Source organism: Gemella cuniculi DSM 15828 (assembly GCF_000425665.1).
Classification (GTDB): Bacteria; Bacillota; Bacilli; order Staphylococcales; family Gemellaceae; genus Gemella; species Gemella cuniculi.
Window position 1 is genome coordinate 295,789 of record NZ_KE384431.1, and the last position, 16,059, is coordinate 311,847.

The 16,059-nt window shown below is 29.1% G+C and carries 17 protein-coding genes; 5 read left to right on the forward strand and 12 right to left on the reverse strand.

Annotation, left to right across the window (positions count from 1 at the left end; all coding sequences use genetic code 11):
- Positions 1 to 11: 11 nt before the first annotated feature.
- Positions 12 to 290, reverse strand: coding sequence for a co-chaperone GroES (locus H612_RS0106130; RefSeq protein ID WP_027130638.1), 279 nt, complete (start codon positions 288 to 290; stop codon positions 12 to 14).
- Positions 291 to 834: 544 nt separating this feature from the next.
- On the opposite strand from H612_RS0106130, the gene H612_RS0106140 reads away from it, so the two are divergent.
- Complete coding sequence (locus H612_RS0106140) at positions 835 to 2,196, forward strand: FAD-dependent oxidoreductase (protein WP_211223601.1); 1,362 nt, start codon at positions 835 to 837, stop codon at positions 2,194 to 2,196.
- A gap of 71 nt (positions 2,197 to 2,267) precedes the next feature.
- Here the strand turns inward: H612_RS0106140 and mtrB are convergent, their stop codons facing one another.
- The 4 genes from mtrB to H612_RS0106160 all read right to left on the reverse strand — a co-directional run bounded on the left by mtrB (position 2,268) and on the right by H612_RS0106160 (position 4,604).
- Positions 2,268 to 2,471 carry a trp RNA-binding attenuation protein MtrB gene (gene mtrB, locus H612_RS0106145; protein WP_027130641.1) on the reverse strand — a complete coding sequence of 68 codons (204 nt, stop codon included), beginning with the start codon at positions 2,469 to 2,471 and terminating at the stop codon, positions 2,268 to 2,270.
- Between the two features lie 9 nt (positions 2,472 to 2,480).
- The gene (folE, locus tag H612_RS0106150; RefSeq protein WP_027130642.1) at positions 2,481 to 3,041 is read right to left on the reverse strand and encodes a GTP cyclohydrolase I FolE; all 561 of its coding nucleotides are present in this window, start codon (positions 3,039 to 3,041) and stop codon (positions 2,481 to 2,483) included.
- Between the two features lie 75 nt (positions 3,042 to 3,116).
- The gene (locus H612_RS0106155; protein ID WP_003144688.1) at positions 3,117 to 3,389 is read right to left on the reverse strand and encodes an HU family DNA-binding protein; all 273 of its coding nucleotides are present in this window, start codon (positions 3,387 to 3,389) and stop codon (positions 3,117 to 3,119) included.
- A gap of 204 nt (positions 3,390 to 3,593) precedes the next feature.
- Positions 3,594 to 4,604, reverse strand: coding sequence for an NAD(P)H-dependent glycerol-3-phosphate dehydrogenase (locus H612_RS0106160; protein ID WP_027130643.1), 1,011 nt, complete (start codon positions 4,602 to 4,604; stop codon positions 3,594 to 3,596).
- A gap of 173 nt (positions 4,605 to 4,777) precedes the next feature.
- Here H612_RS0106160 and H612_RS0106165 point away from each other — a divergent pair, with 173 nt between their 5' ends.
- The 3 genes from H612_RS0106165 to H612_RS0106175 are packed head-to-tail and all read left to right on the forward strand — an operon-like array spanning position 4,778 to position 5,827.
- Positions 4,778 to 4,981, forward strand: a complete 204-nt coding sequence (locus H612_RS0106165) for a hypothetical protein (RefSeq protein WP_027130644.1) — start codon at positions 4,778 to 4,780, stop codon at positions 4,979 to 4,981.
- A gap of 1 nt (position 4,982) precedes the next feature.
- Positions 4,983 to 5,198, forward strand: coding sequence for a hypothetical protein (locus tag H612_RS0106170; protein ID WP_027130645.1), 216 nt, complete (start codon positions 4,983 to 4,985; stop codon positions 5,196 to 5,198).
- 14 nt (positions 5,199 to 5,212) lie between these two features.
- On the forward strand, positions 5,213 to 5,827 hold the full coding sequence (locus tag H612_RS0106175; protein ID WP_027130646.1) for a hypothetical protein: 615 nt from the start codon (positions 5,213 to 5,215) through the stop codon (positions 5,825 to 5,827).
- Between the two features lie 225 nt (positions 5,828 to 6,052).
- On the opposite strand, the gene typA is transcribed toward H612_RS0106175, so the two are convergent.
- The 7 genes from typA to H612_RS09245 form a co-directional block, all read right to left on the reverse strand.
- On the reverse strand, positions 6,053 to 7,897 hold the full coding sequence (gene typA, locus H612_RS0106180; protein ID WP_035500391.1) for a translational GTPase TypA: 1,845 nt from the start codon (positions 7,895 to 7,897) through the stop codon (positions 6,053 to 6,055).
- A gap of 223 nt (positions 7,898 to 8,120) precedes the next feature.
- The gene (locus H612_RS0106185) at positions 8,121 to 9,779 is read right to left on the reverse strand and encodes an L-lactate permease (protein ID WP_027130648.1); all 1,659 of its coding nucleotides are present in this window, start codon (positions 9,777 to 9,779) and stop codon (positions 8,121 to 8,123) included.
- Between the two features lie 551 nt (positions 9,780 to 10,330).
- A complete protein-coding gene (gene smpB, locus H612_RS0106190) occupies positions 10,331 to 10,795 on the reverse strand; it encodes an SsrA-binding protein SmpB (protein ID WP_027130649.1) in 465 nt (154 codons plus the stop codon).
- Positions 10,796 to 10,807: 12 nt separating this feature from the next.
- A complete protein-coding gene (gene rnr, locus H612_RS09240) occupies positions 10,808 to 12,931 on the reverse strand; it encodes a ribonuclease R (protein ID WP_051210167.1) in 2,124 nt (707 codons plus the stop codon).
- A gap of 61 nt (positions 12,932 to 12,992) precedes the next feature.
- Positions 12,993 to 13,223, reverse strand: a complete 231-nt coding sequence (gene secG, locus H612_RS0106200; RefSeq protein ID WP_027130650.1) for a preprotein translocase subunit SecG — start codon at positions 13,221 to 13,223, stop codon at positions 12,993 to 12,995.
- Between the two features lie 77 nt (positions 13,224 to 13,300).
- Entirely contained in the window at positions 13,301 to 14,389 is a 1,089-nt protein-coding gene (locus tag H612_RS0106205; protein WP_027130651.1) for a PIN/TRAM domain-containing protein, read from the reverse strand.
- A gap of 480 nt (positions 14,390 to 14,869) precedes the next feature.
- A complete protein-coding gene (locus H612_RS09245; protein ID WP_051210169.1) occupies positions 14,870 to 15,661 on the reverse strand; it encodes a PspC-like choline-binding domain-containing protein in 792 nt (263 codons plus the stop codon).
- A gap of 198 nt (positions 15,662 to 15,859) precedes the next feature.
- Between H612_RS09245 and H612_RS0106220 the strand changes: the two genes are divergently transcribed.
- Positions 15,860 to 16,059, forward strand: a 200-nt coding sequence (locus tag H612_RS0106220; protein ID WP_027129863.1) for a helix-turn-helix domain-containing protein, incomplete at its 3' end; no start/stop codon positions are given.

Here is a 16,059-nt window from a genome sequence, read left to right on the forward strand (position 1 = left end):
ATTCCTCCTTATTAATCTTCTATTACTGCTAGTACATCTTCTTCATTGACAATGTAATATTCTTCATTTTTAAAAATTACTTTCTTATAGTTGTCCGAAAAAACTACTTTACTTCCTATTGCTAATTCGCCTTCATTTTCAGATGATAACAAACAGCTTCCACCCAAATCAATTACTTCACCTATATTAGACTCCTCATTACTTTTTGAAGATAAAACAATACCACTCGAAGTAGATTTCTCCTGTTCAATTTTTTTTAATAAAATATTGTCAAATAATGGTTTTATCATTTCTTTACCTCTAAATTAAAATTTCTTTTATTTACTCCATTACCATAGTTGTCTAAAGTAATGTTTCTAGTTACCGATATTTTTATCACTAAGTAACTTTAACTAAAATATATCATAAAATAAAAGTCAAAGAAAGTCAAATATTTAATTTTTTCTTTTTATTTTTAATACTTAAATTTTCAACATATACATTATCACCCTATTATCCCATTTTTCTCCATAATAATTTACTTTATCTCTTCAGAAATAAAAAATCAATATAGATTCTCTTACTTCTTTATATTTCTCTCTATAACTTTTTACTTAATAATATTAATATTTTATTTCTTTTATTATATTATTAAGTATAATATTACAATATACAATACAGTTAATCGCTTATTAATAGTGTATTCCTTTCTATTTTCACTTTGAGCAACTTTATTTTATATTAAAGTACTTTATGGTATAATCATAGAATATGTTAGGAAAAATAAATTAAAATAATTGTTTTCCTTGTTAAATCATAATTCATAAATAATATAAAAATTTAGGAGGAATAAATATGAAATATGTAGTTGTTGGAACGTCTCATTTCGGATATGAAGCCGTTCAAACTATTTTAAAAAATGAACCCAAAGCTGAAATTCACTTATACGAGCGAGGTAGTACAGCTTCGTTTATGGGATGAGGTAGCCAATCATATTTAGATGGTACATCTAAAGCATTATCTGAGTTACATTTTGCAACAGAAAAATCTTATCGTTCACAAGGGATCAATATTCACTGCAACTCTGATGTTGTAGATTTAAACACAAAAGAAAAATACATAGTAGTTAATACACCAAGTGGAAAAGAACAACAAAACTATGATAAACTGCTGTTAAGTCCTGGTGGTGTCGCAGTTAAACCTCCTTTTGAAGGAATCGATTTAAAAAATATCCATACTTTCCGTGGACCAGAAGATACACAAGCCGTAGCTGATTGTATGAAAAACAGTAAAAAAGCGGTCGTAGTTGGTGGAGGATATATTGGCCTTGAAGTTGCAGAATCATATGCAAAAAAAGGAATTGATGTTACGATCGTTGATTTTGCTCCAAGAATTCTAAATACATATTTGGATCAAGAACTTACTGATATCCTTACTAACGAAGGAAATAGGTATAATCTTAAAGTTCGTGGGGGAGAAAAAGTTTTGTCATTCAAAGGAGAAAATGGTCAAGTAACTGCTGTTGTTACTGATAAAGCTGAATATGAAGCTGATACCGTTATTATTTCTGTTGGTGTTCGTCCTGATGCCTCTTGGCTTAAAGGAGAACTTGAAACAACTGAACGTGGATTTGTTATAACAAATGAATATCTAGAAACTTCTGCTAAAGATGTTTATGCTGGTGGTGATTCTACCTTACTTCCATATGCTCCTACTGGTGGTAAAATTCCTATTGCACTTGCAACGCTCGCTCGACGTCAAGGAATTGTAGCCGCACTTAATGCTATGGGACAAAAAGTAAAAATGCCAGAGGTTAATGGTACTTCTGCACTTTCATTCTTTGACTATAATTTCGTAAGTACTGGTCTTTCTCAAAATAGTATAAGTTTATACGAGGGAAATATCGCTAGCAAATATATAGAAGAAAAACTTTATCCTGATTTTATGAGAAAGGAAAATAATTTAATTCATATGAAAATATATTATGATGTAGATACTCATAGAATATTAGGAGCTCAACTTATGTCTAAACGTGATATTTCTTCTGGAATCGCTGCACTCTCTATTGCAATTTCTTCAAAATGGACTTTGGAACAGTTGGCATTTGCCGATATTTTCTTCCAACCAGAATTTGATAGACCATGGCACTATATTAATGTACTTGCAATGGCCGCACTTGACTTCAAACTTGGAGGAGCAGATAAATTATTATTTTAAAATCTAATATTAAAACTCGCTAAAGTACTTTAGCGAGTTTTTCTTTTATTTTATATTATAGTGAAGATATCCTATTCTGAAATTACCTGATCTAAATTAGATACTATTCTTGCTCTTCCTTGAACTTTAAAATTAACAATATTTTCAAAAATATTAAGAATAATAACTTCACCTTTATTTAAAATTTCTAATACTTCTTCATTATTTAGTTTTTTTGTAATAACTTTTACATTATCAACTTCTGCTCTTATTATAATATAATCAACTTGTTTCATATTTTTTCCCTATAACTTTATCTTATACTGAATATCTTTTACCAATTCATTATCTTCTAAGAAAATACCAGTCTTCTTACTAGTAATAGTTTTAGCTCCTATTTTTTTAATTCCTCTCATTGCCATACACATATGTTCAGCTTCTATAACTACATATACTCCCTTAGGATTTAACTTTTCCTCTATAGCTCTAACTAACATAAGTGTCATATCTTCTTGAATTTGAAGTCTACGACTTGTATTTTCTACCAAACGTGCTAATTTACTAAGTCCTGTTATTTTTCCATTGTTAGGAACATAGGCAATATGACAAACTCCATAAAACGGTAACATATGATGTTCACATAATGAATAAAATTGAATATCTTTTACCAATATTGGTTCATCATTTTCTGATTCAAAAAAAGTATTTATTTCTTCCTTAGGATCTACATTAGTTTTAGAAAGTAACTCTTCATACATATTTACACATCTTTTAGGTGTATCCAAAAGTCCTGGCCTACTTGTATCTTCTCCAATATTATCAAGCAATGTTTTTATAAGTTTCATTGATTGTTCCTTGTTCTTCAAAACCAACCTCCAAAATTCGTACTTATTAAAAAAGAAGCTACTTAATAAGTAACTCCTCTTTGAATTAAATTTCTATTATTTAACTGCGTCTTTAAGAGCTTTACCAGCTTTGAATGCAGGCACTTTGCTAGCAGCAATTTCGATAACTTCATTAGTTTGAGGGTTACGTCCTTTGCGAGCTGCTCTTTCTCTTACTTCAAAGTTACCAAATCCGATAATTTGGATTTTTTCACCCTTAGCTAAAGTTTCTTCAACTGTTTCTACGAATGCTTCGATAGCTGCAGTTGCTTGTTTCTTTTGTAGTCCTGATTTCTCAGCAACTTTTGAAATTAATTCTGATTTATTCATTAATTCTTTACCTCCATTTTTGAGTAGCGGTTTCCCGCTTCACTTATTAAATATTACCATATTAAAAGGTAATAATCAAGTTTTAATTGAATAAAAATAGCGAAAATAGGCATTTTTTCTATATTTTTTATAAAATTTCGCCCATATTTTCTAAAATAACATTATTTTTTATTCCCAATACTAAAATATATAAACAAAAATTTGTTATTCAAACTTATTAATTTCTTCTGCAGCCATTTTTTTCATTAAATTTTCTACACATTCTTCTATATTTAAGTCTTCATATAATACCTTATAAATATTTTCCGTTATTGGCATATATACATTGTATTTTTTTGATAAAAAGTAACATACCTTAGTTGTTCTTACCCCTTCAGCAACCATATCTAACTCTTTTACAGCCTCTTCTAGCGTATATCCTTTACCTATCAAATAGCCACAATTATAATTTCTTGAATGTTTAGAAGTACAAGTCACTACAAGATCACCAATACCACCTAGGCCTAAAAATGTCATTTTATCCGCCCCCAGCTTTGTTCCTAATCTTGTTATCTCTATTAAACCTCGAGTAAGTAATGCTGCTTTTGCATTATCACCATACTCCATTCCATCTATAATTCCACAACCTAATGCTATTATATTTTTTAATGCTCCCCCTACTTCAACTCCAATTATATCTTTGTTAACATAAATTCTGAAATATTTATTATGAAAAATTTTCTGTGCAACTTTATTTAAATCATCATTCTTAGAAGCAATTGCAACTACTGTTGGATTCCTAAGTATTAACTCTTCAGCATGTGATGGCCCACTTAAAACACCAACACCTTTTAAATATTTAGTATTAATTTCATCTTCAATAATCTCAGACATTCTTTTATTCGTTTCCATTTCTAATCCTTTGGAAACATGTATTATATATTTTGGTTTATCAATGTATTCATTTATTATTCTTACAGTTTCTCTCATTGCTTTTGTGGGAACTGCAATCACGAGTACATCAGAAAAATTAACAACCCTTTTCAAATCACATGTCGCTATTATCTCCTTTGGTAAAACTATATTTTTTAAATATCTTCTATTTGTATGTTCTTCATTTATTTCATTTCGAACTTTCTCACTTCTTGCATATAAAAGAAGTTCATGATCATTGTCAACAATAGCTTGGGATAATGCTGTCCCCCAACTACCAGCTCCTATTACAGATACTTTCATCTTTTATCCTCACTAATTTTATTTATTGTTTTCATTATATCAAAAATTTCGCAATTATACACTAAATTAAATTTGATTAATCATAATTTACTATATGTAGTATCCTAATATATTTGTACTACATTTTTATTTTTTATGCTATAATTAACTTATAAGTTTAAGGAGGTAATTTTATGAATTGGTTTGAAATTACGTTAATAGATGGAAATCGTGGCTTGATAAATTTAAGCAATATTATTGATATATGGATAGATTTAGATTCGGAATATGCCACTATTTCTCAAATAAATGGTGATGAAATAGAAATTCCCGCTTCTGAATATGATAGACTGAAACGTGCTTTAGATATGAAAAGCTATTTATTAGGAGGACTTTAGTATGTCTGGTACAGCTAGATTTTTTAAAATATTTGTTACACTCCTATTGCCCATAATAATTATCTTTGGTATATATTACTATTTTAATAACTATTCTAAAGATAATGACAAAGTAGATGATAAAACTAATATAGAAAATACTGTTAAAAATGAAGCAAGTTCTCAAGAAGATGTCGAAGGAACTGTTATCGCAAAACGTAGTACTCAAAATAATTAATGGAGGTAGATAATATGAAAAAAAATATACTAAAAAAAGTTGATGGAATTTTTTTAGCAGTTACACTAATATTTTCTACTAATATTTCTACTATAAACTTGGTTGAAGCAAAGGGAAGTAAAATCTCCCCTAAAATTTCACGTCCCAGTTCAAAACCTAGTGGTGGTAAAAGTAGTAAACCTAGTTCATCTAATTCTAGTAGTAAACCGTCAACTAAATCTTCTAACTCGAAATCAACTACAAAAAATTTTACAAAAAATTCAAAAGGTAGTTATAATTCTAATTATAATAGTTATAACAACAAAAATTACAAAAAAGATTATACCGATTATTTAAACAATAACTATCGTCGAAGTGGTTTTTTCTCAGGAAACAGCATAACCAATCTGCTTTTATGGCATACTCTCTTCCATTCTTCATCACATAATCGTATACATGCCAGTGAGCAACAAAAAGAATTAGTTGATAATGTAAAAGATAGCAAAGTTCCTGTCTATATGTTAGAAATAAAAACAAAAGATGGCGAAACAAAATATGTTTCAGTCACAAAAGAGCAATACGACAAAGTAAAAGAGGGGGATAATATCTCACTCAAAAATGGGAATTTAGAAATAAAAAATTCAAATTAAAGATAGAGAATTTAAATTCTCTATCTTTAATTTTACATCACAATATAGTATGCACAAGAAATAAATTAAAAATAAAATATATTAATTTTAAAATTTGTCATTTACCTCCGTATGTTATGAAATTTTTTATAATTTATTTTTAATTTTCAAAAATACTTTCAAAAAAATCCTAGAAAAACAACACAGTCGTACTTCTAGGATTCTATTATCAATTAAAATTTTATTTTACTCTTCTGAATATTTTGCTTTCCTTGCCGCTTTTTCACGGGTTGCTTTATCTAATTCTTTTTTACGTAATCTAATTGACACCGGAGTTACTTCTAAATATTCATCATCACTTAAATATTCTAAACTTTCTTCTAATGTCATGATTCTAGCTTTTTTAAGTGTTACCGTTTGATCTTTAGTTGAAGAACGGACATTAGTTTGTGCTTTTGCTTTTGTAATATTTACAGTCAAATCATTTTCACGACTATTTTCTCCAACAATCATCCCTCCATAAACATCAGTTCCTGGTTCAATAAATACTGTTCCACGATCTTCTAAACTAGAGATAGAATAAGCTGTTGATTGTCCATTTTCTAATGCTACAAGCACTCCATTTCGTCGACCACCTACTCTACCTTTCTGCATTGGTTGATATGAATCAAATGTATGATTTATAATTCCGTATCCCTTTGTCATAGACATGAATTCTGTACTATATCCAATAAGTCCACGTGCTGGAACATTAAATATAAGTCGAGTTTGCCCATTACCATCAGCTTGCATATCAACCATATCTCCCTTACGTTGACCTAAAGACTCAATTACAGCCCCCACAGATTCATCTGGAACATCAACTTGAACACGTTCAACAGGTTCACAGTCTATACCATCAATATTTCTTATAATTACCTCCGGTTTAGAAACTTGAAGTTCATATCCTTCACGACGTAAATTTTCTATCAAAATAGAAAGATGTAATTCTCCACGCCCACTAACAATCCATGAATCACTTGTATTAGGCTCTACACGAAGTGATACATCTGTTTCTAATTGTTGCATAAGTCTATCTTCTAATTTTCTTGCAGTAACAAATTTACCTTCTTTTCCAGCAAATGGTGAGTTATTCACTAAGAAAGTCATTTGCAGTGTTGGTTCATCTATATGTAGCACTGGTAACGCTTCTTGATGTTCAGTAGGACATATAGTCTCTCCCACGTTTATATCATCCATTCCGCTAACCGCTACGATATCTCCAGCATGAGCCTCTGTAATTTCATCACGTTTCAAACCAAAATAACCAAAAATTTTCGTTACACGGAAATTTTTTACAGTTCCATCTAATTTCATTAAAGAAACTGATTCTCCTACTTTCATACTTCCTCTGAATACACGTCCAATTCCAATACGTCCCACATAATCGTTATAATCTAAAAGAGCAACCTGGAATTGTAATGGTTCATCACTATTATCTATCGGAGCAGGGACATAATCAATTATTGTGTCATATAGACATTGCATATTCTCATCTTGCATGTTTGGAGCACTTTCAAGTGATGCAGTACCATTAATAGCTGATGCATATACCACCGGAAATTCTAATTGTTCATCATTGGCACCAAGTTCAATAAATAAATCAATTACTTCATCAACAACTTCTTCTGGTCGTGCTGAATCTTTATCTATCTTATTAACAACTACTATAGGTTTTAAATTTTGTTCAAGTGCTTTCTTCAATACAAATCTTGTCTGTGGCATCGTTCCTTCATACGCATCAACTACTAAAAGAACACCATCCACCATTTTCATAATACGTTCAACTTCTCCACCAAAATCTGCATGTCCTGGTGTATCAAGAATATTAATTCTCTTACCTTTATAATCAATTGCAGTATTTTTTGCTAAAATTGTAATTCCACGTTCTCTTTCTAAATCATTAGAATCCATTGCTCTTTCTTCTACATGCTCATTAGAACGAAAAATTCCTGACTGCTTCAACAATTCATCAACTAAAGTAGTTTTACCATGGTCGACGTGTGCTATAATTGCAATATTTCTAACATCATCTCTTAATTTTATTGACATTTCTTTCTCCTTAAATTTTGTGCTTTAATAAAGACTTCTATAATTATCATTATAAAATAATAATTAACCTAACTTATCAATAATACCACTTATTTTGGAAGTTGTAAATAAATATATTATTTTTTATTAATTTAATTTCTTTTTTACTGAAGAAATGATAAAAAAGACTGAAGTTTTATTTTAAAACTTCAGTCTTAAAGTAGCAATTAACTATTTTAGATTTCTATGGGTGTGCTGGAATCATCCAAGACAATATTCCTGTAGCTTGAAGTGCTACGATTGCACAGACAATTATTAGAAGAATAAAGCTATGTTTTACTGTAAATTTCAATAAATCAGACTCTTTTCCTACTAATCCAACCGCCGCTGCTGCTACTGCAATTGATTGTGGAGAAATCATCTTACCTACAACTCCACCTGATGCATTGGCAGCTACTGCTAACAATGGATCCATTCCAACTTGACTCGCTGTAACTTGTTGTAGTTTTGCGAACAGTAAGTTTGCTGATGTATCTGATCCAGTGATAAACACTCCAATCCATCCTAACGCTGGTGATACAAACTTGAATGCTGCACCAGTTGCTGCTAGAGCATATCCTAATGTATTGGACATACCAGAAGCGTTCATTATATAAGCAAATCCTACTACGAAACAGATTGTTAATAATGCCATCTTAACTTCTGAGAATGTTTCTATAAATGTTTTAAATGTATCTTTCCAACTAAGTTTAATAATAAATTTAGAAATAATTGCTGCAACAAGAATACCAGTACCTATTGAACCAATAAGATCTAATTTAAACACTGCTGCTATCTCTTTACCAGATATTGAACTAATAATATTTTTATCAATAAATGGAACTGATGGATTCAATGCAAGAGTTGCGAAGAATTTTTTAACAGGTTTCATTGTCCATAAGAAAATGATAAGAGTTAGAACAACAAATGGTGACCATGCTACCAAAATTTCTTTTAGAGAGTGTTGAGGAGCAACTTGTTCTTTAGCCCCATTATTCTCTTCTTCACCTGGGAACTTCCAAGTAGTTTTAGGTTTCCAGAATTGTAACAAAATAACAATTGAAACTAATGAAATCAATGATGATAGAATGTCTGGTAATTGTTCACCCATGAAGTTAGAACTTATAAATTGTGCAATAGCAAACGAACCACCTGAAACAAGTAGTGCTGGCCAAATTTCCAATGCTTTTTTAAATCCTGCCATAATAAGCACTAAGTAAAATGGAATAAATACTGATACTAATGGTAATTGACGACCAATCATAGCTGCAATCTCTGTTGCTGGAATTGGTGAACCATTTGCATATGTTGCTAAACCATCCATAGCAGTTACTGGTGCACCTACAGCACCAAACGCTACTGGTGCAGTATTAGCAACCATACAAATTCCTGCTGCATACAAAGGTTTAAATCCTAACCCTACTAGAAGTGCTGCTGTAATTGCAACTGGTGCACCAAATCCTGCTGCACCTTCTAGGAATGCACCAAAAGAAAACGCAATAATTAACGCTTGGATACGTCTGTCATCAGTAAGAGATGTAATACTATCTCTTATTATATCAAAATGTCCACTTTTAACAGTCATTTTATACAAGAATACTGATGTTAAAATGATCCAACCAATTGGTAAAATACCATAAACCATACCATGTAATGATGACATAGCAGCAAACTTGAATGGCATTTTAAAGAATACACAAGCCATTACTATAGCTACAATTAAAGTAAGTAATCCAGTCAACCAACCTTTAACTTTAAATCCAGCTAATACAACTAGATAAAAAACTATAGGGATTAGTGCAACTAGTGCAGAAATATATATGTTGTCAGCCACTGGCTGTAATAATTGAGTGAATTTTTCCATGAATACACTTCTCCTTTGTATAAATATATTTTGTTTATATGAAAAATATTACCATCAAATTTTATAAGATTAGAACATATTTTTATAGCTAAACATTACACAAAAACTTCTATTTTTTTTGACAAATATTTTTTGAAACCACAAAACAATAGTTGTACTACAGCTTTAAAAAATATCATTTCATATCTTTTATATTTTGTTAATTGCTTCATACTTTAGCCCTTTTTTATTTGATGATTTTTTTAATTTACATTTTATATTGTAGCACGCTTTCATGGAAAAGTAAAGCGTTTTTTTAAGTATTCTTACAATATTTGTGAAAAATCCTATTATATCAAAGAAAATAATGAATATTTTTTTGAAAAATATTCATCGCTTCTTTTATAACAGAACAAATTATTTTTTTATAACACTTTTAAATAATTTTTTTATCGTTAATTTCTCAAAAATTTACAGCTATAAATTAATATCCTTTTTTAAACAAGAAAAATATATCATTCCCAAAAGAATGATATATTTTCAATTATAATTATAAGATAATAAATTACTTTTTAATATTTTTGTTTATCTTTTAATACTCTATTAATTTCTCTATTTGCTTCTTTCTGTTTAAGTATATGGCGCTTATCATAATTTTTTTTACCTTTCGCCACTCCTATCAAAAGTTTTGCATATCCATTTTTTATATATACTTTAAGTGGAATAATACTTATACCTACCTCATTTTGAACACTTGTTAGTATTGATATCTGCTTTTTTCTTAATAATAATTTCCTCACTCGTAATGGTTCATGATTAAATCTATTTCCTTCTTCAAAGTGAGAAATATGCATGTTATAAACAAATAATTCTCCACGGCGTGTTTGACAATATGAATCTTTTAAATTTATTCTACCTCGTCTTATCGATTTTATTTCCGTTCCCGTTAAAACTAATCCTGCTTCATATGTATCTTCTATAAAGTAATCATGATTTGCTTTTTTATTTTGGGCTATTACTCTTACTTCTTTTTTCATATATCTCTTCCTTTACTTTTTATTTACCAAAGATTTATGTTTCAAAATTTTAAAATCAATTTCTTGATTATCTATGTCAACATTATCAACTTTTACTATGACTTCATCACCAAGTCGATATACTTTTTTATTATGAGTTCCTATTAGGAGCATATTTTTTTCATCATAAACATAATAATCATCTTTCATTGTTTTTATATGTGCTAATCCTTCAATTGTATTTTCCAGTGTAATAAATATTCCAAAACTTGTTATACCAGAAACCACTCCCTTAAATCTTTTTTCTTGATATTTACACATGTATTCGCATTTTTTTATTCTATCTACTTCTCTTTCACAATCTACTGCTCTTTTTTCATATTCTGATGAACTTTCCGCCAATTTTGGAAGTATTTCTGAATAATGTTCTAGTGTATTTTCTTTTACATCTCCAACAAATAAATATTTCCTAATCATTCTATGCACCAATAGGTCAGGGTATCTTCTTATTGGTGAAGTAAAATGTGTATAGTATTTTGTTGCCAAAGCAAAATGTCCTATGTTACTAGTCGAGTACCTTGCTTGATTCATTGTTCTTAATAAAATCGTAGATAACATTGATTCTATGACTTCACCCTTGAATTTTTGCAACATATTAGATAACATGTATGGCTCCACCTTTTCTATATTGCCTTTGGTTCTATATCCAAAATTTGCAGCTATATCGAAAAATTGTTTTAATTTTTGAACTTTAGGCTCTTCATGTATTCGATATATAAATGGAACTTGCATCCAATAAAAATGTTCTCCTATAACCTCATTAGCACTCAACATAAAATCTTCGATTAACTTTTCCGCAGTTCCCCTCTCTCTTAAGACAATATCAAGAACATTCCCACTTTCATCTACCAATACCTTTGATTCGTCTTTGTCAAAATCTATTGCACCTCGTCTTTGTCGATTTTCTCTAATTTTTTTAGATAGTTCTAGTGCTGACTTTAACATAGAAATATACGGTTTATATTCCTTTATTGTTTCTTTAGAATTTTCATAAACTTCGTTAACTTTTTTATAACTTAATCTTCCTTTTGATTTTATCAATGCTGGATAAATATCATAACTATCAATATATCCTCTCTCATTGAATTCCATATCACAACAAATCGTATATCTCAAAACATGAGGATTCAAAGAACAAATATTATTTGATAATTTTCTAGGTAACATAGGAACTACCCTGTCAACTAAATAAACACTACATCCCCTTCTAGCCGCTTCTTGATCTAAAAAACTATTTTCTTCTACATAATGACTCACGTCAGCTATAAAAACTTTTAATTTGTATCCTTTTTTAGTTTTTACTACTGAAATTGCATCATCTAAATCTTTTGCATCATCCCCATCAATAGTAACCACCATTTCTTGTGTACAGTCTATATACCTGTCGTCAAATTTTATATCTTCACTTATAGTTTTAATTTCTTCTTCTACTTCAACAGGAAATTCATTGGGGATAGCGTGCTTATGAATGGTGGAAAGTATATCCATACCTGGATCATCCTTATGCCCCAATGTTTTTATAATTATTCCTTGATGATCTTCAAAGCTAGTCTTTGAATAATATGTTATTTCTACAAGAACTTTATAACCATCATCCAAATTAAAATTTTTAGAATTTTCTATTTTTATATATTTTGAAATATTTTTATCATCACTTTTTACAAAAGAAAAAAATTTAGCATTAGTCAATGTTCCTACTGTATATTTAGTATTTCTTTCTACTATCTTTTGAACAATACCACTTATATTTTTTTCATTTTTGTTTACATTATCTATTGTAACTAAAACTTTATCACCAGTCATTGCATTTTGAGTATAACCTTTGGGAATATAAATTTCTATTCCCAAGATATCTGAATACACAAAGGCAAATCCTTTTGCATGTACCTTAATTATTCCTTCAGCTTGAATTTTTTCCTTAGTATAGAGAAATTTTTCATTAGGTAGCTGAGTTATTATCATTCTTTCTTCTAATCTTCCAATTTTTTTTATTAATGCTACAAATTCCTTAGCTGATTCTATATTCAATTTTTCTTTTAATTCTTCTACACTTAATATTTTATTTTCTCTAAATAATCTTAATATATTTTCTACCATATACCCTCCTTTAAAAAAATAAACCTAAAATGCGTTCACATTTTAGGTTTATACATTTAGTCTATAACTTTAACCAAGTAAGACACACTAGTGATATAAAAAATATTAGTCCTAATACAATTGTAATCCTTTGTAAAACTAATTCAGCACCTCTTACTTTTTGTTTTCCGAACAATTCTTCTGCTCCACCAGTAAGTCCAGATAGACCGCCAGATTTACTTTCTTGTAGTAATACTACTACAATTAGCAAAATACTGCTCAATATTGCCATTACCATTAAAAAAGTGTGCATACTCTCCTCCTAAAATACTAATTCATTAATACAATACACTTAATCATATCACATTTTTTTATAAAAAGCAAATTTTATTAAACTATTTTTGTAAAGATGATCCTTCCTGATGAAGTTTGCAAAACACTTTGAACCTCTACTTCTATACTTTTTCCTACATGGCGTTTCCCATTTTCAACAACTATCATTGTTCCATCTTCTGTATAAGCCACACCTTGATTATTTTCTTTACCTTCTCTCAACACTTGCACTTTCAATTTTTCACCTGTAGTCAATATAGGTTTTACCGCATTAGATAAATCATTTACATTAAGAACTTTTATAGACTGTAATGTCGCAAGTTTATTAAGATTATAATCTGTTGTTATAATAGCACATTTATATTTCAAAGCATAATCTATCAATAGATTATCCACACCTTTATGTTCATTGTAACTGTACTTATTATCAATTTCCAAATCTATTTCTTTCATCTTCTGCAAATCTTCAACACAATCTAACCCTAGTCGCCCTTTAGAGCGTTTTAGTGGATCCTCTGAATCAGATATAAGTTGCAATTCTTTTAAAACAAATTCTGGAACGATAACCTTTCCTTCCAAAAAGCCAGTTTTAGCCACATCATGAATTCTTGAATCTATAAGTGCGCTCGTATCAATTATTTTTGCCAAAATTTCTGTTATTTTTTTATTTTTAGACTTAGTTTCTCTTTCTTTATTTCTATTTCCTAATTTAAATGATGTAAAGATATTCAAGAATTCTCCACCACGTCTATATCCAAGCACTAATCCCAAATAACCGAATACTATATAGATAATTGCAGAAATAATTCTTCCCATTATACCTGCTCCCGCTATAACATCTACCCCTGCAGAAAGTAACATTGCAAGTAACAGACCTAATATTAAGCCTATTGTAGTAAAAACAATTTTTTGAATTGGTGTTTTAGATAAACGATCTTCTATTCTTCTCATTGCTTCTATAAATCTATCAGAAAATAATAAAGACACTAATAAGAAAATTACAGCGGTCCCAGTTATACCAATTAATCTTAAACTAGTTTCATTAATTGCTGGAAAAACATTATAGTTTAACAAAGCACTTGTCGCTAAAGTTCCTACTGTTATTCCCAAAAACAATGAGATTATCATCAATATTTTTTTTAACATCAAATCACTCCTTTTTATATTATTATTGTAATTAATTGATTTTTAAACTATATATTTCAAATCGACTATTCACATCTCTATTGTACTACATTCACCTAAAAATTAATATAAGTTTTGCAAAAAAATTAAAAATATTTTTAATGATTCATTGTAATTAATAAATTACTAAATACAGTAATTAAGAAATTGAATTTTTTGAAAATACCAACACATATTTTCAATTATTTTATAAAAAAATAATTTATACTTTGAGATTACTTTATAATTTTCATTTAAAAAATGTGATATTATTTTTCAATAACTTTCTTTCAGTCATAGTAACATTCCTTTTTATCACAATCCCTACTTTATTTTTAACAAAAGTCAATAGAATTCTTATAATACCTTCATTATCATCAAATAAAATTATAAAACTTTTATTTATACCACTAAAATGGACCTCTAAATATTTAGAAGTCCACAAAAATATTATACCTCAAATCAATTTTTTACTAGTATCCCTTTTTCATCAAAAGTATAATATTTACCATTTATAAACAAAGTTTTGTTTTTTGCAGCTGCTCCTCCATCATTTGGATCAAGATAATGCCATTTTTTATTGTTATCTTTCTTCCAGCCCGTTACCATTTCTCCAGTTCTTCCATCTAAATAATATGTTTTACCATCAATATCCCACCAACCTACAGACATACGCCCATAATTAGTCCAGAAATAATACCATTTATTATTATATTTTAACCAGCCTTGTTTCCCACTTCCATCTACAGGATCATAATAATGCCAGAATTCTCCAATTTTTTGCCATCCTGTTTTCATATCTCCATTTATTTGATCAAAATAATACCACTTTCCTGTGACATTTTTAATACCTGTCGTCATTTGGTAAAGATTAGGCGACTGTGATTGGAAATAATACCATTTTCCATTTATTTCTTCCCAACCAAGTGCTGCTGCACCGTTTCCTGGATAAAAATAATACCACTTCTGTTCTGAATTATTAAAATACCATCCCGTTACCATATATCCTTTTTCATTAAAATAATAAGTCTTTAATTTTATTTTTACAAAGACGCCTTTTGCATATGTCCCATCATTAAATCTATACCACCAACCATTGTTATCTTTTTGCCAACTTCCATTTTTTTCTACTATTTCCTTAGGACTTAACAACATATCTTGTGCTGAAATATCTTTCGCAATAGGAAGTGATAAAGAAAATAATAATGTACCAACTAATAAAATTTTTGTACAACTTTTTAACTTTCTGTTCATTTTTATTTCCTCCTAAAAATATTATTTATATATAAAACGGTATCATATTTTATACACTAAATCAAATAATAAAATCTTTTTCGCAATTTTATAAGATAAGTTGTAAAATAAAGTGCAACAGTAAGACATAAAAAAAGACTCATAAAGAACAATCGTGTAAAATGTTAATAACGACAAAAACATCACGGAGGTTCATATATGAGCTATAAATATCTTACCATAAAACAAAGAAATAATATAGAAATATTACTTGAAGAAGGCTACTCTATGAGAAAAATAGCTAAGAAAATAGGAGTAAATGTATCAACAATATCACGAGAAATAAAGAGATGTAAAGATGGAACTTATACTTCAGAAGAAGCACAAAAAAACTATATAAAATTATCAAAATTGAAAGA

Excerpts from the sequence above, each read along its gene's own strand:
- H612_RS0106130 (WP_027130638.1), bottom strand. The coding sequence starts at position 290 with ATGATAAAACCATTATTTGACAATATTTTATTAAAAAAAATTGAACAG.
- mtrB (WP_027130641.1), bottom strand. The coding sequence starts at position 2,471 with ATGAAACAAGTTGATTATATTATAATAAGAGCAGAAGTTGATAATGTA.
- H612_RS0106155 (WP_003144688.1), bottom strand. The coding sequence starts at position 3,389 with ATGAATAAATCAGAATTAATTTCAAAAGTTGCTGAGAAATCAGGACTA.
- H612_RS0106160 (WP_027130643.1), bottom strand. The coding sequence starts at position 4,604 with ATGAAAGTATCTGTAATAGGAGCTGGTAGTTGGGGGACAGCATTATCC.
- H612_RS0106165 (WP_027130644.1), top strand. The coding sequence starts at position 4,778 with ATGAATTGGTTTGAAATTACGTTAATAGATGGAAATCGTGGCTTGATA.
- H612_RS0106170 (WP_027130645.1), top strand. The coding sequence starts at position 4,983 with ATGTCTGGTACAGCTAGATTTTTTAAAATATTTGTTACACTCCTATTG.
- H612_RS0106175 (WP_027130646.1), top strand. The coding sequence starts at position 5,213 with ATGAAAAAAAATATACTAAAAAAAGTTGATGGAATTTTTTTAGCAGTT.
- typA (WP_035500391.1), bottom strand. The coding sequence starts at position 7,897 with ATGTCAATAAAATTAAGAGATGATGTTAGAAATATTGCAATTATAGCA.
- H612_RS0106185 (WP_027130648.1), bottom strand. The coding sequence starts at position 9,779 with ATGGAAAAATTCACTCAATTATTACAGCCAGTGGCTGACAACATATAT.
- smpB (WP_027130649.1), bottom strand. The coding sequence starts at position 10,795 with ATGAAAAAAGAAGTAAGAGTAATAGCCCAAAATAAAAAAGCAAATCAT.
- rnr (WP_051210167.1), bottom strand. The coding sequence starts at position 12,931 with ATGGTAGAAAATATATTAAGATTATTTAGAGAAAATAAAATATTAAGT.
- secG (WP_027130650.1), bottom strand. The coding sequence starts at position 13,223 with ATGCACACTTTTTTAATGGTAATGGCAATATTGAGCAGTATTTTGCTA.
- H612_RS0106205 (WP_027130651.1), bottom strand. The coding sequence starts at position 14,389 with ATGTTAAAAAAAATATTGATGATAATCTCATTGTTTTTGGGAATAACA.
- H612_RS09245 (WP_051210169.1), bottom strand. The coding sequence starts at position 15,661 with ATGAACAGAAAGTTAAAAAGTTGTACAAAAATTTTATTAGTTGGTACA.